We start from the raw sequence: 18,381 nt of genomic DNA, 5'->3' as shown, positions 1-18,381 counted from the left end.
ACCCATCATGGCAAGGGGGTCCGACAATCAGAGCTGGCCACCTCAGTTTCAAGGGCAGCCCCGCTTCAGGGGTTTCTTTGACGAAGAGGGTGGGGCTAAGCCCCTCGGCTCCCGCCGGGTCCGCCGGAACCGCGCCAGAGGCAGGCGTCGACGTCGAACGGCAGCAACTGGTCCTGCTGGGCCATCAGGTTGGCGCCGTGGGCCGTCACCCGCCGCATGAAGTGGCGCCGGCACAGCGTTTCGTAGCCCACTACGGGTACATGCCCGGCGTCCGGGGCGGCGGCAGCCTCAACCACCATGTCCACGTCACCCACCACCACCTGCGCGCCCTCGGTGACCATGACGCCGTCGACCGTCCTGGCGTTGTGCGTTGCACGCCGCCCGCACCAGCACAGCGCCTCCACCTGCAGCACCTGAACCCGGTCGGCAAGCTCGATGAGCCGCTGCGAACCCGGGAACAGCCTGGTGCGGAAGTCGGCCGTGATGCCGAAGGCAAAGACGTCGACGTCGATTTCGTCCACCACCTTGGCCAGCTGCTCCACCTGCTCCGGGGAGTAGAACTGGGCCTCGTCGCAGATCAGGTAATCCACACGCTGGCCCTGGGTGCGGCGAAGCATGACTTCTTCCCAGAAGTCGGTGCTGTCCAGCACCTCCACGGCGTCCGTCTCCAGGCCCAGGCGGCTGGAGATCCGGGACTCTCCGGCGCGGTCGTTGCGGCTGAAGCGGACGCCGCCGCGGCCACGGGCCCGGTGGTTGTAGTCCATCTGCAGCGCCAGCGTCGATTTGCCGCAGTCCATGGTGCCGGAGAAGAAGATGAGTTCAGCCACGCCGGCGGTTCCTTCCTTCGGCGGTGAAGCAGAGCAGCGGGACCTCCCGCTCCGCCTTCGTCAGCGAGCCGTGCTGGCCCACCACTTCCATGGCGGTGGGCCGCATCCGCCGGCCGTCATAAAGTGCGACGGCGTCACGCGCCGCGATCATCACGTCACCGATCCTGCCCGCAACAGCGGGACGGACGTCACCAAAAAGTCCCCCGGCAACGGCTTCCTGGCGCGTAAAGGCCCATACCCGGTCGCCGAACCGCGCCTTCCAGGCGGCAAGCAAACGTTCCGCTGCCCCCGCACCGGCTTCCAGGTCCGCCTCCTCCAGATACAGGTGCACCATCCGCGGTTCACCGGCCGTATGGCGCACCCCGTCCACCAACCCGGGGTCGGTGGAGAAATCAATCCGCTGGGATTCCGGGACGTCCAGCATGCCGTGGTCTGCGGTGAGCACAATGGTGGTGCCGGCGGGAAGGGTGGAGTTGAGCCGTTTGACGGTGGAATCGAGCTCCTCCAGCTGGTGTTCCCACTGCTCGGAACGGCAGCCGTGGCGGTGGCCCGCCTTGTCCAGTTCGTTGACGTAGAAGTACATGAGGGACGGGCCGGAGGTCGCCATGGCCTCGGCCGCGGCCGCGGTCCGCGCATGCGCGGTTATCCCGGAGATGAACCTGCCGCCCCGCAGCGCGGCGCGGGTCATGGGCGAGCCGTCGAACTGGGAGAGGCTGACGGTGCTGACGTCCACCTGTTCGGCGATCTGTTCAAACACCGTGGGGAAAGGCTGCCAGATGGACGGGTCGACGCCCGGATCCCAGTTCCCCAGCAGATTGACCACCTTGTCCTGGTCAGGGTCCAGGACGTCGTAGCCCACCATGCCGTGCTGGCCCGGGGCAAGTCCGGTTCCAAAGCTGGACAGCGCCGCCGCCGTGGTGGAAGGGAAGGCGGAATCCAGCCACACGGGGACCTCGCCCTGCCCCGCCTGGATCACGGACCGCAGGAAGGGCGTGTGGGCCGCCTTTTGCTTCAGCAGGTTCCTGCCCAGGCCATCAGCCAGTACAACGCAGACCCGGGACGCGTCCGGTAGCCCAAGCGTATTGGTAAAGCCCACCACGCCGAGGCTTGCCGCGGCGCTGGTGAGGACTTCAGCCACGGAACGCTGTCCGTAGGCGGGAGGGGCTGGAAGGTCGGGCGTGCGGCCGATGGTTGGGGTTTCCTGGATGGCGCGGTGGCGGTCTTCCGGCATCTCAGCGCTGCTGGTGCCCGCGGCTGAGCCGGTTTCCGAACACCCCGGACCGCGTCCGCGGACCCATGGACTGGGCATGGGTTACGGGAGCCGCGGAACCGGTGTTGACCGCCCGCAGGGCCCTGGCGAAGAGCTTGGCGTCCTGCACTGCCTGCAGCCCGTCTGCCTCCGCGCTGATGCGGAGCACGATGTCTTCCTGGGCGATGGTTCCGGTGTAGCCGTGGTCAGCTTCGCACTGCGGATCGCCGCAGCTGGCCGGACCCATGTCCAGTCGCTGGCCACCGGACCATGCAATGGACAACGTGAGTTCCCGGACGGGGTCGGAGGGCTTGTAGTTCTGCGGCTGGGCGTACATGTAGCTCAGGACCACGGACCGGATCTGGGCCACGGGAACGGACTCGGTGGAGATCTGGGCGACGATCTGCTCCCCCGCCTCGTCCAGTTGCTGGTCATCCACGTGGGTGATCACCAGCATGTCCGCGGTGAGGACCAGCACGGTGATGTGGCGGCGCACCTCTGCCCGGTCGAAGTGGGTTTCCAGGTGCACCAGGTGGGCCACGCAGTCCCGGCCGTCCAGTGCGTCGTCGACGACGTCGGAGACCAGGCGGGGGTAGAAGCCGGCCTTCTGCAGCGCGTCTTCCAGGCTCTGGCCCTGTGTTCCGTGGTTGTGTGAGCTGTGCTGGCGGAGTGCCTGGTTTTCATTGCCGGGCGTTTCGGGCGCCGAAGCGGGAGGCTGGAAGCTCATGCCCCCATTTTCACAGATCGTCCGGTCACTTGCTAACCGCGTCAGCCCAGCATGGCGCGGCGGGCACTGTCCGTGCGCTGCGCGGCGTTGCCGATGCGTACATCAGCGGCGAGGATGGTGGCCCCGGCGGTGCCGCACAAAACCGGGTTGAATTCCACCAGCGCGATCTCCGGGTGGTTGTCCTTCATCCAGGCCAGCCTGGCGGCCAGGTCCTCCAGCGCAGGGACGTCGACAGCCGGCAGGCCCTGGTAGCCGAAGAGCTTCCGGGACGCCCGCGGAGCTCGGATGAAGTCGTGCACATCCGCCGCGGAGAGCGGCGGAACCCGGTGTGACCAGTCGTCCAGGAGGTTGACGGCGTCGCCGGCGAGGCCGAAGGAAATGACCGGGCCCAGCAACGGATCCTCGATGGCACGGAAGGTGCAGGCCTGTCCCACCGGCGCCATCGCCTGTACTTCCAGGGCGGGATCACCGTAGGCCGCGAGCGCGCGCCGCATCTGCACCACGTTTTGGCGCAGTGATTCGGCGTCCTCAATGCCAAGCCTGACCCCGCCAAGGTCAAGCCGGTGCCGCAGCGCGGGGTCGGTGGTTTTCAGCACCACCGGCCAGCCCAGCGCATCTGCCGCTGCCACGGCCTCGTCCGGTGTGGTGAATCCTGCAGAGGGCAGGACCGGGATGCCGTAATGCTTCAGCAGCGAAGCAGCCGCGGCCGGGTCCAGCTGATTGAGCTGGTCGCCCGTGACGTCCCCGAGCAGGGCGTCCAGCTCGGCCTCCGCCTTGCGGGGGTCGCAGCCGGCGGGTTCGACGAAATGCCCCTGGTCACGGCCGGCCCACTCCGCATAACGGACCACGGCCGCGAGCGCGGCCACGGCAGCCCCGGGGTTGGAAAAGCAGGGGACGGTACAGCCCTCCGCTCCCACCAGGCCCTCCACGTTGATGGCGGGGTCCAGGATGCCGGTGAAGGCGGCCACCACCGGCTTCCCGGCAGTAGCTGAACATTCGGCCAGGACCTGCGCCACCGCGTCGGCGGTCAGCCCTCGGGCAGGCAGCAGCGCGGCGACGGCGGCGTGCACGGCATCGGAGGCCAGGGCGTCAAGGAGGGCGGTCCGCAGTGCGGGCAGGGCCACCGACTGGCCGGCATCAAGGTCCAGTCCCGAAACCACCCGGGCAACGCCCAGCCCGTGCGCGGCGGCACTGTCCGCCACCACGTTGCCCAGCGCCTGGGAATTGCTGAAGATGGCGACGTCGGCTCCGGCGGGCAGTGGCTGCCCGGACACCACCTGCGCCACATCCACCAGCTGTTCCACGGTTTCCACGCGGATCACGCCCGACTGGCGCAGCATGGCATCCAGCGCCCCGGCCGGCGCCTGGGTGGTCCGGACGGCATGTCCGGGCGGCAGACGGAGCCCCATGGTGTCCGACTTGGCCACGATGACCGGCTTGGTGCGGGCCAGGCGCCGTGCGATCCGGGAGAACTTGCGCGGGTTGCCGATTGACTCCAGGTAGAGGCCTACGGCGGAGGTGTCGGCATCGTCTTCCCAGTACTGCATCATGTCGTTGCCAGAGACATCCGCCCTGTTGCCTGCCGAGAGCAGGCTGGACAGTCCCAGCCGACGCCGGGCCGAGGCGGCGTAGAGCGAGACGCCGATGGCGGCCGACTGGCTGAACAGGCCCAGGCCGCCGCGCAGCGGCATGGTGGGCGCCATCGACGCGTTCAGCGACACGTCCGGGTGAGTGTTGGCGATGCCCAGCGACGCCGGGCCGATCACCCGCATCCCGCTGGCCCGGGCCTGGCGCACCAGGGCGCGCTGCCGCAGCAGGCCCCGCTCGCCGTCGTCGGCAAAACCTGCCGAGGCGATCACAACGCCCTTGACGCCCGCTGCCGCGCACTCCGCCACGACGCCGGCCACTTCCTCGTAGGGAACGGCGATGATTGCCAGCTGGACGGGCTCGGGGACTTCGGAGAGCTTGCCGTAGGACATCATCCCGGCCAGTTCCAGCGCCTCCGGGTTGATGGCGTACACGGACCCGTGGAAGCCGCCCTCGATGATGTGCTCCAGCAGTTGGTACCCCACGGTGCCCCATTTGCGGCTGGCACCGATGACCGCAACGGACGACGGCGCCAGCAGGTCCCGGACGCTCCTCGCCTCGGCGCGGTGCTCGCGGGATTCCATGACGGCGCGCGATTTTTCGGTGGGGTCGATATTGAACTCGAGGCTGACGACGCCGTCGTCGAAATGGCGCTTGACGTCGTAGCCGGCGTCGGAGAAGACCATCAGCATCTTGCGGTTTTCCGGCAGCACCTCGGCGCTGAAGCGGCGGATCCCGTTTTCATGCGCGGCGGCGGCAAGGTGCTCCAGCAGGATGGAGCCGATTCCCCGGCCCTGGTGGGCGTCGGAGATGTTGAAAGCAACTTCGGCCTCCGTGGGATCGGCAAGCCGGTCGTAGCGGCCGATGCCGACGATTTCGCCGCGGATGGTGATGACGAACGCCACCCGGTCCTTGTAGTCCACTTCGGTGAAGCGCTTGAGCTCCTTGGCCGACAACCTGGCCTTGAACGCAAAGAAGCGCATGTAGATTGAATTCTGCGACTGTCCGGTGTGGAAGGCCTGCACGGCGTCCGCGTCCGACGGATGGATGGGCCGGAGATGCGCTGTCCCGCCGTCACGCAGGACGACATCGGCTTCCCAATGTTCCGGATATTCGCCGTCCCCGGGCTGATCCACCATAGGCTTAGCCTAGCCAAAAACTATCGCAGCACACCCCCAAGGCTGCACAGTAACCCCAGAAGGACTCACCAAACCCCATGGCCCGCCGCCAAAGTTCCAAGCCCATCGTGGAGAGCGACTACACGGAAAACATCGTCGATATCGATGTCACGTCCGAAATGCAGGGCTCCTTCCTGGAGTACGCGTACTCGGTGATCTACTCCCGGGCCCTCCCGGATGCCCGCGACGGGCTGAAGCCGGTACAGCGCCGCATCCTGTACATGATGAGCGACATGGGGCTGCGCCCGGACCGGGGCCACGTCAAGAGCGCCCGCGTGGTGGGCGAAGTCATGGGAAAGCTGCACCCCCACGGCGACGCCGCCATCTACGACGCCATGGTGCGCATGGCGCAGGATTTCTCGCTGCGACTGCCGCTGATCGACGGGCACGGCAACTTCGGATCGCTCGACGACGGCCCGGCAGCACCCCGCTATACGGAAGCCAGGCTGGCTGCGGCCGCCCTCACCCTCACCAACCACCTCGACGAAGACGTGGTGGACTTCGTCCCCAACTATGACAACCAGCTGACCCAGCCGGACGTCCTTCCCGCCGCCTTCCCCAACCTGCTGGTCAACGGCGCCACCGGCATCGCCGTCGGCATGGCCACCAACATGGCCCCGCACAACCTGGTCGAGGTCATCTCCGCCGCCCGGCACCTCATCGCGCACCCTGACGCAACCCTGGCCGACCTCATGCGGTTCGTCCCGGGCCCGGACCTGCCCAGCGGCGGCCGGATCGTCGGCCTGGACGGCATCCGTGACGCCTATGCCACCGGCCGCGGCTCGTTCAAGACCCGGGCCAAGGTGGAGGTGGAACAGCTCTCCGCGCGCCGCACCGGCCTGGTGGTCACCGAACTGCCGTACATGGTGGGCCCGGAAAAGGTGATCGAAAAGATCAAGGATGCCGTCAACGCCAAGAAGCTGACCGGCATCAGCGACATCGTGGACCTGACGGACCGCAAGCACGGCCTGCGGCTGGTCATCGAGCTCAAGAACGGCTTCAACCCGAACGCGGTGCTGCAGCAGCTGTACCGCTACACGCCGATGGAGGACTCCTTCGGCATCAACAACGTCACCCTGGTGGACGGCCAGCCGCAGACGCTGGGCCTGGTGGACCTGTTGCGTGTCTACGTCGACCACCGCATCAACGTCGTCCGGCGCCGGACCGCCTTCCGGCTCGGGAAGAAGAAGGACCGCCTGCACCTGGTGGAGGGCCTCCTCATCGCCATCGTGGACATTGACGAGGTCATCCAGATCATCCGCTCCTCGGACGAGGCCGCCGCGGCCCGCGAGCGGCTGATGTCCATCTACGACCTCACCGAAATCCAGGCCAACTACATCCTGGAACTGCGCCTCCGGCAGCTGACCAAGTATTCCCGGATCGAGCTGGAGAAGGAGCAGGACGAGCTTCGCCGCGAGATCGCGGAGCTGGAGGCGATCCTGGGCTCGGAGGAACTGCTGCGCACCGTGGTTTCCGACGAACTGGGTGCCATTGCCGAAGACCACGGCACCCCGCGCCGCACCGTGCTGCTGGAGTCCGAGGCCGTGTCCCCCACCGTTGCGTCCGCCGAACTTGCCGGGGCCAACGGGAAGAAGGGCAAGGCCGTGCCGCTGGCACTGGAGATCGCGGACGACCCCTGCTGGGCCATCCTCACCGCGTCCGGCCAGATAGCCCGCACCGGCAACCAGGAGCCACTGGCCGAGGCAGGGCCACGGAGCAAGCATGATGTGTACACCTCAGTGGTTAAGACGTCGGCCCGCGGCGAAATCGCCGCCGTCACGTCGCTGGGCCGCATGCTCCGGCTGCAGGTCATGGACATGCCGGTCCTGGCGCCGGTGGCCGGACTGCCCAACCTGGCGGGCGGCGTCCCCGCAAAGGATTTCCTCACGCTGGTGAAGGGCGAAACCCTGGTGGCGTTCGTGCGCCTGGATGAGGTCCTGGCCATCGGCACCGCCCAAGGCGTGGTGAAACGCGTCCAGCCGGACTACCCGCTGAACCGGGAAGACTGGGAAGTCATCACCCTCAAGGACAAGGACACCGTGGTGGGCGTGGCTCCTGCCGGTGACGATGCCACCGAACTGGTGTTCCTCACCAGGGAGGCCCAGCTGCTGAAGTTCCCCGCCGCCGCCGTCCGCCCGCAGGGGCGTACCGCCGGCGGGATGGCGGGCATCAAGCTCGCCGCAGGTGACCAGGTGATCTTCTTCGGCGCCGTCCAGCCCAAGGACGAGGCCGCCGTCGTGGTCACCATCGCCGGGACCAACGGCGCCCTGCCGGGCACGGCCCCTGGCACCGCCAAGGTCACAGCCTTCTCCGAGTATCCGGCCAAGGGCCGTGCCACCGCCGGAGTCCGGTCGCACCGGTTCCTGAAGGGTGAGGACATGCTGCTGCTGGCCTGGGCAGGGCACGGCCCGGCCAAGGCTTCATCCGCTGCCGGGGTGGCCCGGTCGCTGCCGCAGGAGCATGGCCGCCGCGACGGCTCCGGCGTCCCGCTCTCACAGGCCGTCGAAGCAGTGGGCCCGGCCATGGCATGGACGGACGGACCGGCAGCCGGGGAATAGCCGGGCGCCACGGGCGATGCCGCGCGTCCGGCGCTCAGCCCGCTATGTCCCTGCGCCGGAAGCCGGCAACGGCAAGCCCCAGCAGCACGGCAACGGTGGCAGCGGACACCAGCACGCTGTCCCAGGCCACGCCCTGCCGCAGGGGGTCATGGGCAACGTACTGGAAGAACGGCGACACCTTCTGGATGCGGTCGAAGGCATCCACCAGCGGCGCGAGGGCGTTGACGATGTAGGCGAGGACGGCCAGCACGGCCGGAACACCCCGGCTGAGGCCGGTCCGTCCGGTCCCTGCTGAAAGGGCAAGGGCAAGGGTACCGAAAACGACGCCCAGCAGCGCTAAATGCAGCATGGCGGCAGCCACCTTGCCGGCCGGAAGGACCAGGTCCACCATGCTGCCCTCCAGCACCAGCGATATTCCCAGCACGGCGGCCAGCAGGAAGGTGCCCAGCACCATGGCCAGGAACTTGTCCACCACCACCCGGCCCCGCCCCACGGGGTTGGAAAGCAGCAGGTCCATCGTGTGCCGGTCCTCTTCCCCGCCGATGGCGCCCGCGCCGGAACTGATGGCATAGATCAGCACCGCAATCGGCCCCATGAAGGACAGCAGCTCCACCTGGATGTATCCGGTGGGAGTGGACATGTCGGCGCTGGAGGTGGCGAAAAGCGAGCGGAACGCCTCCGGCATCTGCTCGATGAAGCTGCTGATGGAGGGCTGTGACTTCACCGCGGGCCAAACGGCCGCGTACGTTGCCACGATGAGTGCCAGGGAGACGGCCCACGCCACCAGCAGCCTGCCCTGGTCCCGGAGCGTCTTCAGCAGGACGTTAGCCAGCATGGCGCGCCGCCGTTCCCGCGCCGGCGAGGCTGGCGCTGCCCGGTCCGTCCATTCCGTAGTAGCTCAGGAACGTCTCTTCCAGCGGCGCTTCAGAGCATTCGAAGTCCACCACCTCCCGGGCGCTGACCAGCTTCAGCAGCGCATCCAGGGCCGCCTGCGGCGCATTGCAGCTCAACGTGGTCCCATCCACCAGCAGGTCCCGCACGCCGGGCACGCCGGCGAACTCCGCCGCGGACACCTCCGCCGCGAAGCGGGCCCGGACCCGGTGCAGTGAACGTGCGGCGAGGTCCTGCAGCCGCTCCACCGCCACCAGCTGTCCCTGGCGCACCACCCCGATGCGGTCTGCCACGCGCTCCACCTCGCCCAGCACGTGGGAGGAAAACAAGGCGGAGCCGCCCTCGGCAGTATGTTCACGCAGGATGGAATGGAAAACCTGCTGCACCAGCGGGTCGATTCCGCTGGTCGGCTCGTCCAGCACCAGCAGCCGCGGCCGCGACATCACCGCCAGGACCACGGCGAGCTTCTGGCGGTTGCCGCGGGACAACGTGCGTGCGGGCCGGCCCAGGTCCAGCTCCAGCCGGGCCGCCACCTCGGCCGCCCGTTTGCCATCGTCCCGGTGCCGGAGGTGGGCGCAGTAGGCCACGTGCTGGCTGCCGGTGAGGCGGTCGTAAAGCGCCGGCTCACCTGGCACGTAGCCCACCAGGCGGTGGACGTCCCGGGACTGCCGCCAGGCGTCCAGTCCCAGCACCGACGCTGTACCGGAGGTAGGCCGCAGCAGCCCCATCAGGAGCCGGATGGTGGTGGTCTTGCCTGCCCCGTTGGGGCCCAGGTAGCCGAACACCTCGCCCGGCCCAATGGTGAGTGTCACGCCGTCGAGCGCAGTGTTGCGGCCGAACCGCTTGGTCAGGCCCGCCAGCCGCACCATGCTTTCGGCACCGCTTTCCGCACCCCCGCGCTCTTCCGGGCTCATGCGGCAAGGCTATGCCGGGCGCTGCACGGGTCCCAGAGTCTTTCGGCCCACCGCTTAGACTGCTCCCATGCCTATCGTTCCTGATGAAAAGGACTGGACCTGGGTCCTGTCCCGCCCCTGCCCGGAATGCCATTTCGACGCTTCCAGCGCCACCCCGGCAACGGTACCGGGAAGCATCGAAAGCCTGATCCCCCGGTGGCTCGCCGTCCTGCGCCGGCCGGACGCGGCGCAGCGCCCCGATGACCACACCTGGTCCGCGCTGGAGTACGCGTGCCATGTGCGGGACGTTTTCGCGCTGTTCGACCAGCGGCTGAACCTGATGCTGGCAGAGGATGACGCCCGCTTCGAGGATTGGGACCAGGACCGGACCGCCATCGAGAAGGACTACGCCAACGCCGATCCGGCCGAGGTGGGCCGCGAACTGGCGGCGGAAGGACACCAGGCCGCCGAGTCCTTCGCCGGAGTCCATGAGGACGACTGGGGACGCAAGGGGCTGCGCAGCAACGGCTCGCAGTTCACCGTCCTCACGCTGTCCCAGTACTTCCTGCACGACGTCGTCCACCACCTTCACGACGTCAGCGGCTAAAGGCGCAGGCACGCCGGGGACCGTCCCGCCTTAGTGGGAAGCGGCCAACGATTCCCGGGGTTGTCCGGCGAAGGCCGAAAGATCCAGCCTGGCGTCGCCGGCCTTGATGTCAGCGGGATTGTGGGTAACCAGCACCACGGTGCGGTCCCGGAGTCCCGTGCGAAGGTCCGCCAGCATGGCTGCCGCCGATTCGGCGTCCAGGTGGGCAGTGGGCTCATCCAGCAGGATCACCTCCGCACCGGTCAGCAGGGTCCGCGCCACGGCCAGCCGCTGGCGCTCGCCGCCGCTCAGGAAGGCACCGCCGGGACCGATCCGGGTGTCCAGGCCCGCCGGCAGCCGGGCCACCAGGCCGGCAAGTCCGACGGCGGCCAGGACAGACTCCAGCTCGTCGTCCGCCAGGGTTGGTGCACCGTTCCCGGACGGCCGGCCCAGCATGAGGTTGCCGCGGATGGTGGAGTCGAACAGGTGTGCCTCCTGCGGACACCACGCCGCCCGGCCGGTGACCAGCGCCCGTCCCGCGGCCGGCGGCAGGAAGCCAAGCAGCACCGAGAGCAGGGTGGACTTTCCCGACCCCGATGGTCCGGTGACCGCCAGCCAGCGCCCGGGACCTGCCACCGCGAACACGCCGGAGAAGACCGGGACGTCTCCGGGCCAGGCCGCGGCCAGGTCCACCAGTTCAAGGCCCGGAGTGCCGCCGGCGCGGCCGGGAACGGACTGCAGCCCAGCAGACACGTCGAGGCGGCCGTCAAGAGCGCCCGACTCCCCCACCCGGCGCATCACGGCACGGAGCGCGGGGAACTGGCGGACCGCCGTCGTCATCGCTGCGTAGGGTTCCACCAGTGCCAGCAGCAGGAGGACCACCACGGCTGCCGTGGCCGGGGCAACCTGGGCCGCAAGGACCCCGGGAGCCGCCAGCCATGCGGCGGCCAGTGCGGCGGTGCCGCAGGCGGCGGTGGCAACAGCGTGTCCCAGCCCGTCGGCCCAGGCTGAGCGCTGGGATGCGCGCGTGGCGTCGCGGTCCTCCGCCAGCAGCGCCTCAAGCACACGGGCTGCCACGCCGTTTGCGTGCAGTTCCGCCCTGGCGTCCAGGGCTGCCGTCACGCGGCGCAGGACCCCGGAGCGCAGGGACTGCTCGGCGTTGGCGGATTTGCGGTCTCCCCACAGGGCGGCCGCGGGTGCCAGCAGCAGGCCGCTGATGGCCGCGCCGGCCACTGCGGGAAGGGCCGCCGGCACCAGCACGCCGGTGGCAGCCACGGCCAGGACGGAAACCGCGAGCGCGGTGAGGGGTGGCAGGACCACGCGTGGAAGGAGGTCGCGGACCGTGTCCACATCGTCGATGACCGTCCCCAGCACGTTGCCGCCCTGCAGGAGCCGGCGCAGCGACAGCGCCCTGCGGCTCAGAGATTCCCAGAGCCGGCCGCGCAGGCGGGTGAGCGCGGCGAAGACGGCATCATGCAGCAGCAGCCGCTCCCAGTAGCGGAAAACGGCCCGGCCGATGCCGAAGAACCGGACGCCGACGATCGCCGTCAGCAGGTAGAGAATGGGCGGCTGCTCGCTGGCCCGGATGATGAGCCAGCCGGAAAGGCCGGAAAGCGCGACGGCGAAGACGGCCGCCAGGGTGCCCACGACAGCAGCGGCGGCGAACCTGCCCCGCACCGGCGCCAGGAGGGCCGCCAGGAGGCGGGCCGCGCCTGGGGCAGCGCGAACGCTTGGGCTGACGGACCCGCCGGTGCCGGCTTCCGCCGCGTCGTCAACGCGTGCGCTGACATTGCCGGCGGAAGCGGCGTCGGCAGAGCCGGGTTGGGTGGAGCCGCTTCTCCCGGGGCCGGGCAGGATGCCGGTTGCGCCGCCGCCGTGGTGCGGTGCTGCGGCAGCCCGGACCGCCGGCACGACGGGCACCAGCAGGTCTGCGAGCCGGCGGGTGCGCTGGTTGTGGGCCACCAGGATCACGGTGGCCTGGCCGCGGAGCCGCCGGATGGCCTCCTCCACAATGAGTGCGGAGGCGTCGTCCAGGTGTGCCGTGGGCTCGTCCAGCAGCAGGAGGGTGGCACCGGCCTCGATCCTGGCCAGTCCGCGGGCCAGTGCCACGCGGCGCAGCTCGCCCGGGCTCAGCTCCGCCTGGTGCTTCGCTGCCAGGTGGGCGGCTCCGGCCCTCTCCAGGCAGCGGCGGGCAGTCTCTTCGCCGGTAAAGCGGTCGGGGCCATGGGTGGGGTCCGGCGAGAGGTACAGCAGCACCTCCTCCAGCACGGTTCCGGCCACCATGACGGGATGCTGCGGCACCCAGGCTACGGAACTGCGGTCCAGGCCGCTGATGGATCCGGTGATGCCCGTCCCGTCACCGGCGCCGATGGTTCCGGCCAGTACGCCCAGGACAGTGCTCTTGCCGGCACCGCTGGGTCCGTCCAGGGCGGTGATCCGATCCTGGGGGGCGGTGAAGGTGAGGGGGCCGACGGCGGCTCCGGACCGGCCGGCGTAGGTCACCGTGAGTCCGGTGACCTCGAGTGGGCCACCGGGCCTGCCGGCCCTGGCCGCCGGCAGGGGTATCGCTTCGGCCGCGCCGGTCACGGCGGCTGTTTCCGCGAGTGCCACCCGGCCGTCGTCGCTGGCGTGGTGGGCGGTGCCCAGTTCCCGCAGCGGAAGGTAGCAGTCCGGTGCCAGGAGCAGCGCCAGCAGGCCGGCCTCCAGCGGCATGTCGCCGTGGACCAGCCGGACGCCGATGAAGACCGCCACCACGGCGACTGAGATGGTGGCGATAAGTTCCAGGGCCAGGGCGGACAGGAATGCGGTCCGCAGGGTGCCCATGGTGCGGGAGCGGTACTCTTCGGAGATTTCTTCGAGGGCCTTGCGCTGGGCGGTTGCCCTGCCCAGTCCCACCAGGACCGGCAGGCCCTTGGCGAGCTCCAGCATGTGTGCGGACAGCCGGGCCAGCGACGCCTGGGCCTGGCGGACGCTGTCCTCGGTGTACCGGCCGATCAGCACCATGAACAGCGGGATCAGGGGCACCGTGAGCACAATGACCAGCGCGCTCACCCAGTCCGCGAAGAGGATCCGTGCCCCCAGCAGCAGCGGCACGGCGGCGCAGTTGACCAGCGCGGGAAGGAACTGGGTGTAGTAGCTGTCCAGGGCGTCCAGGCCGCGGGTGGCCAGCACCGCCAGGCCGCCGTCACCCGGCCCGGAGGACCGGACGCCCGTGCGCAGGGCACGCCCCAGCAGTTCTGCCCGGAGTTCTTCCTTGACCCCCAGCGCCGCCCGGCGGCCCGCGACGGCCTGGCCCCAGACGGTCAGGGAGCGGAGGACGACGCCGGCGAGCCCGGCGGCGAGCTGGGTTGCCCAGTCCGGGTTTCCGGCCACGAGTCCGGCCAGGACGGAGGCCACGGCCTGGCCGATCAGCACCAGGGAAAGCGCCTTGAGCGCGGCCAGGACGCCCAGCCAGTAGATTGCTGAACGGGTGGCCGGACCGGAGGGAAAGGTTGGCCGCACGTCAGCCCTTGGTGGTGAACGCCCTGGCGGCCACCGCCGGGAGGAAGCTGTGGGCTTCCGGGATGTGGGCGGCGCTGACGCGGCGGCGGAAGACCCAGTAGGTCCAGGCCTGGTAGGCGATCACCAGGGGAAGGCCAAAGGCTGCCACAATGCTCATCAGTCCCAGGGTGTAGTCCGAGGAGGAGGCGTTGGAGATGGTGAGGTCAAACGCGCTGTCCAGCGTGGAGGGCAGCACCACCGGGAACACGGCCCCGAAAATGGACGCCGTGCCCAGCACCAGGAAGGCGCCCAGGGCCAGGAAGGACCGGCCTTCGGAGCCCTTCCGGGCCAGCAGCCAGGCAGTAACGGCCGCAGCAACGGCCAGGACGACGGCGGCCCATGTCCAGGGTTTGCCGTCCATGAACTGGATGGCGAGGGCCCACGCCGCGATAGGCAGCAGCAGGGCCGGCAGGAGCCGAACGAACCACTGGCGGGCGCGGTGCCGTACCTCCCCGTCGGTCTTGAGGGCGAGGAACGCCAGCGCGTGGAGCAGCGCGAACCCCACCACGGCGATACCGCCCAGCAGGGCGTAGCCGCTGAACCAGGCCATGGGGCCGCCTTCGCGGTCGCCGTTGGCGTTCAGCGGAAGGCCGGTGGTGGTGAGGGCCAGTGCGGCGCCCACGCCGAAGGCGGCAAAGAAGGAACCCAGCGCGATGGCCCAGTCCCACCGGTTCCGCCAGCTGTCCGTGTCCACCTTGCCACGGTATTCGAACGCCACCGCCCGGAAGATCAGTGCCAGCAGGACGACCAGCAGCGGGAGATAGAGCGCGGAGAACAGCGACGCGTACCAGAGCGGGAAGGCTGCGAAGGTGGCGCCGCCGGCGGTCAGCAGCCACACCTCATTGCCGTCCCAGACAGGTCCGATGGTGTTCAGCAGCACCCTGCGCTCGGTGTTGTCGCGGGCGAAGAGCTTCATCAGCATCCCCACGCCCAGGTCGAAGCCCTCCAGGAAGAGGTAGCCGGTCCACAGCACCGCGATGGCGATGAACCAAATGGTGGGAAGCAGTTCCATTGTTTGTTTCCTCTGCTTGGTTTCGGGCTAGTAGGCGAAGGCCAGGACGTCGTCTGCGTGTTTCGCGTCCCCGGGGCCGCCGGGTCCCGGGGTGGCGTCCTCGTTCTCGTCCACCGGCGCGTGGACCAGTTCGGGCATTGCGGAGACCACGCCGCCGCGGATGTACTTGACCAGCAGCTTCACCTCCACCACCAGCAGGACTGCGTAGACGGCCGTCAGGGCCACCAGCGAGGCGATCAGTTCCCCTGCGGAGACACCCGGCGATACGGCGGCGGCGGTAAACATGAACACCTGGTCGATGCCGCTGGGATCCGGGTTGGGCGCCACGACGAACGGCTGGCGGCCCATCTCGGTGAAGATCCAGCCGGCGGCATTGGCGCCGAAGGGGGCCAGGATGCCAAAGACTGCCAGCCGCATCATCCAGTGCGACTCCGGCACGGTCCCCTTGCGGGTGAGCCACAGCGCCACCAATGCTGCCAGGGCGGCGAGTCCGCCAAATCCGATCATCATCCGGAATCCCCAGTAGGTGACTTCCATGACGGGCACGTATTCGATTTCCTGGCCGGCCCGCTCACCGTAGATGGGGTTGTCCGGCAGGTTGGTCCCGTAGTTGGCCTTGTACTCGGGCAGCAGGCTGTTGACGCCCTTGACCTCGGTGGTGAAGTCGCCCTTGGCAAGGAAGGACAGGATGCCCGGAACCTCGATGACGGCCACGACGTCGTCGCAGTTCCTGGACCCCACGTTTCCGACGCTCAGGACGGAGAAACCGGTGCCGTCGTGGCAGGCCGCCTCCGCGGCGGCCATCTTCATGGGCTGCTGCTGGAACATCAGCTTGCCCTGCAGGTCGCCGGTGACCGCGGTGCCGGCGAAGGAGATCATGGCCACCACGGCGCCGATCCGCAGGGACCGGATCCATACGCTGTGGTCTGTACGGTCACGGCCGGGGATGCGGACGTCTTCACCGGGGATGACCTTGCCGTCGGCACCCACCGTGTCAACGCCGTCGTGCCGCCTCCGCCACAGGTGGTACCAGGCGATGCCCAGGAGGAAGCCGCCGGCCACGGCCAGGGCGCCGAACAGGGTGTGCGGGACGGCCACGAGCGCGGTGTTGTTGGTGAAGACGGCCCACGCGTCGGTCATGACGGGCCGGCCGTTGATCATTTCCACCCCTACCGGGTGCTGCATCCAGCTGTTGGCCACGATGATGAAGTAGGCGGAGAGGGCCGATCCAATAACGGCCACCCAGAGGCAGGCAAGGTGGATGGCGGGCTTTAGCTGCTTCCAGCCAAAGATCCACAGTCCCAGGAAGGTGGACTCGACGAAGAAGGCAAGGAGGGCCTCGAGGGCCAGCGGGGCTCCGAAGACGTCACCCACGAACCGGCTGTACTCGCTCCAGGCCATGCCGAACTGGAATTCCTGCACGATTCCGGTGGCCACGCCCATGATGAAGTTGATGAGGAACAGCTTTCCCCAGAACTTGGTCATGCGCAGGTACTCGGGTTTGCCGGTGCGGTACCAGGCGGTCTGGATGACGGCCACCACCAGGCCCAGGCCAATGGTCAGCGGCACCATCATGAAGTGGTAGACGGTGGTGATGCCGAATTGCCAGCGTGCGATTTCCAAGGCGTCCATGGCAGTCCCTACTGTTTAGCCAATGTAGTTTTCTACGCTTTGTAGAACTGTAACTTCTACAAAGTGTAGAACATTGGCAGTGGCGGGCGAAAACCAATCGCCCTCCCCTAGCATGGCGCGGCAGGGGACGGCGCGCCACATGTTCTACCCGATGTAGAACCCGGGCGGTTTTCGGGGTAGATTTGGTTATGTAGTTGAACAACCGCGCGACGTCACCGGGCGCCTTAGAATGCGCGGTGCGGGGAAACAAAAGGAAAAGTGAAATGGCTAGTCTTGGTGAACTGGAACGGGCAGTCATGGACCTGCTCTGGGCGGGCCAGGAAGCGGCTACGGCCAATACCCTGAGGGATCAGCTGGCGCGCACGTCCGCGGCGCAGGGCGGACCGGGCCACGAAGGCAAGGAACTGGCCGTCACCACGGTGCTCACCGTACTCTCCCGCCTGGAAAAGAAGGGGCTGGTGGAACGCGAACGCGGAACCCGCCCGCACCGGTACCAGGCCGTGTCCAGCCGCGCGGACCACACCGCCGAACTCATGCATGAGGTCCTCGGATCAGCCCCGGACCGCGAGGCCGTCCTGGCCCGCTTCATCGGGTCCGTTTCCGAAGGTGAAGCCGAGACGCTGCGTAAACTGCTGGGCCACCTCTAGCACACCATGTTCTGGGCCTCATACCTGCTGGCGGTCCTGGCGATAATCCTGGCCTGGCCGGTGCCAATTCTCCTGTCACGGGCCCAATGGCCGGCAAGGTCGCCGTTCACGGCCATGCTGCTGTGGCAGGCGATCGCGCTCGCGGGTGGACTCTCCATGATCGGCGCCATGCTGGTCTATGGCCTGGAACCAATCGGTGACAACCTCATCGCAGGGCTTCGCGCGCTGGCGGGAATGGTGCTGTTCAATGCCCCCACCACGGCGTTGGGCTTTTGGCATATCTTCGCACTGTCCACTGCTGCCCTGCTGACGGCCCACCTGGTGTTCACGCTGCTGCTGACGTACTACAAGATCCAGCGGCAGCGGCGCCGGCACCGTGAACTGCTCGCACTGTTGGCCTCCCCATCGGCCCAGGATGCCGGGACGCTGGTGATCAGCCACGACTCCCCCGTCGCGTACTGCCTCCCGGGGGGCGCCCGCTCCGTGACCGTGCTGTCGGACGGCCTAATGGCCGCCCTCGAACCGGACGAGCTGCGGGCCGTCCTGATTCACGAGAACGCGCACCTCAGCCAGCGGCACCACCTGCTGCTCTGGGCCTTTGCCGCCTGGCGGCAGGCCCTCCCGTGGCTGCCCACCACCCGGCTTGCACAGGAATCGGTCAACTCCCTGATCGAGATGCTGGCCGACGACGTCGCACTGCGGACGGAGAGCAAGGCCACCCTCATCAAGGCGATAGCCATCGTTGCCAGCGGGTCGACCGGAAACGCGGGCGCCGGCGACATCCGCCCGTCCTCGCCCTCGTTGGCCCTGTCCGGGCTGGAGTCGGCGTCGGGCGGACCGGGCTCGGACGCGGTCAGGACCGCGGCCTCCCGGGTCAGCCGCCTCCTGACCCCCCAGCCCCAGCTTCCTGCGGCCGTCCGCAGCGCCGTGTTGGCCGGGTCCGTCCTGCTGCTGGCGCTGCCCACGGCACTGCTGGTGGTTCCGGGGCTGCTGGGCTGACGCCGCCGTCGCGCTTCAACCCGGCGGGTGGGCTTGTCAAAGCCCCGGGATCGCC

Annotated in this window: 13 protein-coding genes; 4 read left to right on the top strand and 9 right to left on the bottom strand. The window is 68.7% G+C overall.

The window, feature by feature from the left end:
• Positions 1 to 95 precede the first annotated feature (95 nt).
• Genes ACEN9K_RS09515 through ACEN9K_RS09500 form a run of 4 tightly spaced genes read right to left on the bottom strand, consistent with a single transcriptional unit; the run spans position 96 to position 5,529 of the window.
• Positions 96 to 827, bottom strand: a complete 732-nt coding sequence (locus tag ACEN9K_RS09515) for a thymidine kinase (protein WP_018769693.1) — start codon at positions 825 to 827, stop codon at positions 96 to 98.
• Entirely contained in the window at positions 820 to 2,058 is a 1,239-nt protein-coding gene (locus ACEN9K_RS09510) for an alkaline phosphatase family protein (RefSeq protein ID WP_495635589.1), read from the bottom strand. The genes ACEN9K_RS09515 and ACEN9K_RS09510 overlap by 8 nt, the downstream gene beginning before the upstream one ends.
• 1 nt (position 2,059) lies before the next feature.
• Positions 2,060 to 2,803 (bottom strand): DUF5998 family protein, encoded by a 744-nt coding sequence (locus ACEN9K_RS09505; protein ID WP_018769691.1) that lies wholly within the window; start codon positions 2,801 to 2,803, stop codon positions 2,060 to 2,062.
• Positions 2,804 to 2,844: 41 nt separating this feature from the next.
• On the bottom strand, positions 2,845 to 5,529 hold the full coding sequence (locus ACEN9K_RS09500) for a bifunctional acetate--CoA ligase family protein/GNAT family N-acetyltransferase (protein ID WP_223994792.1): 2,685 nt from the start codon (positions 5,527 to 5,529) through the stop codon (positions 2,845 to 2,847).
• A 77-nt stretch (positions 5,530 to 5,606) separates the two neighbouring features.
• Here ACEN9K_RS09500 and ACEN9K_RS09495 point away from each other — a divergent pair, with 77 nt between their 5' ends.
• The gene (locus ACEN9K_RS09495; RefSeq protein WP_495635588.1) at positions 5,607 to 8,126 is read left to right on the top strand and encodes a DNA gyrase/topoisomerase IV subunit A; all 2,520 of its coding nucleotides are present in this window, start codon (positions 5,607 to 5,609) and stop codon (positions 8,124 to 8,126) included.
• A 34-nt stretch (positions 8,127 to 8,160) separates the two neighbouring features.
• Here the strand turns inward: ACEN9K_RS09495 and ACEN9K_RS09490 are convergent, their stop codons facing one another.
• Positions 8,161 to 8,961 carry an ABC transporter permease subunit gene (locus ACEN9K_RS09490; protein WP_134164378.1) on the bottom strand — a complete coding sequence of 267 codons (801 nt, stop codon included), beginning with the start codon at positions 8,959 to 8,961 and terminating at the stop codon, positions 8,161 to 8,163.
• Positions 8,951 to 9,931, bottom strand: a complete 981-nt coding sequence (locus ACEN9K_RS09485) for an ABC transporter ATP-binding protein (protein ID WP_495635587.1) — start codon at positions 9,929 to 9,931, stop codon at positions 8,951 to 8,953. Before ACEN9K_RS09485 ends, ACEN9K_RS09490 begins: the two co-directional genes overlap by 11 nt.
• Before the next feature lie 67 nt (positions 9,932 to 9,998).
• Here ACEN9K_RS09485 and ACEN9K_RS09480 point away from each other — a divergent pair, with 67 nt between their 5' ends.
• The gene (locus ACEN9K_RS09480) at positions 9,999 to 10,517 is read left to right on the top strand and encodes a DinB family protein (RefSeq protein ID WP_018769686.1); all 519 of its coding nucleotides are present in this window, start codon (positions 9,999 to 10,001) and stop codon (positions 10,515 to 10,517) included.
• Positions 10,518 to 10,547: 30 nt separating this feature from the next.
• Here the strand turns inward: ACEN9K_RS09480 and cydD are convergent, their stop codons facing one another.
• From cydD to ACEN9K_RS09465, 3 genes are read right to left on the bottom strand one after another with little or no spacing between them, the layout of a single operon-like run.
• A complete protein-coding gene (gene cydD / locus ACEN9K_RS09475; RefSeq protein WP_495635586.1) occupies positions 10,548 to 13,997 on the bottom strand; it encodes a thiol reductant ABC exporter subunit CydD in 3,450 nt (1,149 codons plus the stop codon).
• Position 13,998: 1 nt separating this feature from the next.
• Positions 13,999 to 15,048 carry a cytochrome d ubiquinol oxidase subunit II gene (cydB, locus tag ACEN9K_RS09470; protein ID WP_495635585.1) on the bottom strand — a complete coding sequence of 350 codons (1,050 nt, stop codon included), beginning with the start codon at positions 15,046 to 15,048 and terminating at the stop codon, positions 13,999 to 14,001.
• Between the two features lie 27 nt (positions 15,049 to 15,075).
• Entirely contained in the window at positions 15,076 to 16,680 is a 1,605-nt protein-coding gene (locus ACEN9K_RS09465) for a cytochrome ubiquinol oxidase subunit I (protein WP_018769683.1), read from the bottom strand.
• A 263-nt stretch (positions 16,681 to 16,943) separates the two neighbouring features.
• Here ACEN9K_RS09465 and ACEN9K_RS09460 point away from each other — a divergent pair, with 263 nt between their 5' ends.
• Together ACEN9K_RS09460 and ACEN9K_RS09455 are read left to right on the top strand one after the other, a co-directional pair.
• Entirely contained in the window at positions 16,944 to 17,327 is a 384-nt protein-coding gene (locus ACEN9K_RS09460) for a BlaI/MecI/CopY family transcriptional regulator (RefSeq protein ID WP_018769682.1), read from the top strand.
• 6 nt (positions 17,328 to 17,333) lie between these two features.
• The gene (locus ACEN9K_RS09455) at positions 17,334 to 18,326 is read left to right on the top strand and encodes a M56 family metallopeptidase (protein WP_026265832.1); all 993 of its coding nucleotides are present in this window, start codon (positions 17,334 to 17,336) and stop codon (positions 18,324 to 18,326) included.
• Positions 18,327 to 18,381: the final 55 nt, after the last annotated feature.

The organism is Pseudarthrobacter sp. Pseusp20 (genome assembly GCF_059492155.1).
The sequence above is the reverse complement of the archived record's forward strand: the minus strand, read 5'-3'. Positions and strand labels throughout refer to the sequence as shown.

What these genes read in the sequence shown, in the direction of transcription:
- ACEN9K_RS09510 (WP_495635589.1), bottom strand. Translation starts at nt 2,058, where the DNA reads ATGCCGGAAGACCGCCACCGCGCCATCCAGGAAACCCCAACCATCGGC.
- ACEN9K_RS09505 (WP_018769691.1), bottom strand. Translation starts at nt 2,803, where the DNA reads ATGAGCTTCCAGCCTCCCGCTTCGGCGCCCGAAACGCCCGGCAATGAA.
- ACEN9K_RS09500 (WP_223994792.1), bottom strand. Translation starts at nt 5,529, where the DNA reads ATGGTGGATCAGCCCGGGGACGGCGAATATCCGGAACATTGGGAAGCC.
- ACEN9K_RS09495 (WP_495635588.1), top strand. Translation starts at nt 5,607, where the DNA reads ATGGCCCGCCGCCAAAGTTCCAAGCCCATCGTGGAGAGCGACTACACG.
- ACEN9K_RS09490 (WP_134164378.1), bottom strand. Translation starts at nt 8,961, where the DNA reads ATGCTGGCTAACGTCCTGCTGAAGACGCTCCGGGACCAGGGCAGGCTG.
- ACEN9K_RS09485 (WP_495635587.1), bottom strand. Translation starts at nt 9,931, where the DNA reads ATGAGCCCGGAAGAGCGCGGGGGTGCGGAAAGCGGTGCCGAAAGCATG.
- ACEN9K_RS09480 (WP_018769686.1), top strand. Translation starts at nt 9,999, where the DNA reads ATGCCTATCGTTCCTGATGAAAAGGACTGGACCTGGGTCCTGTCCCGC.
- cydB (WP_495635585.1), bottom strand. Translation starts at nt 15,048, where the DNA reads ATGGAACTGCTTCCCACCATTTGGTTCATCGCCATCGCGGTGCTGTGG.
- ACEN9K_RS09465 (WP_018769683.1), bottom strand. Translation starts at nt 16,680, where the DNA reads ATGGACGCCTTGGAAATCGCACGCTGGCAATTCGGCATCACCACCGTC.
- ACEN9K_RS09460 (WP_018769682.1), top strand. Translation starts at nt 16,944, where the DNA reads ATGGCTAGTCTTGGTGAACTGGAACGGGCAGTCATGGACCTGCTCTGG.
- ACEN9K_RS09455 (WP_026265832.1), top strand. Translation starts at nt 17,334, where the DNA reads ATGTTCTGGGCCTCATACCTGCTGGCGGTCCTGGCGATAATCCTGGCC.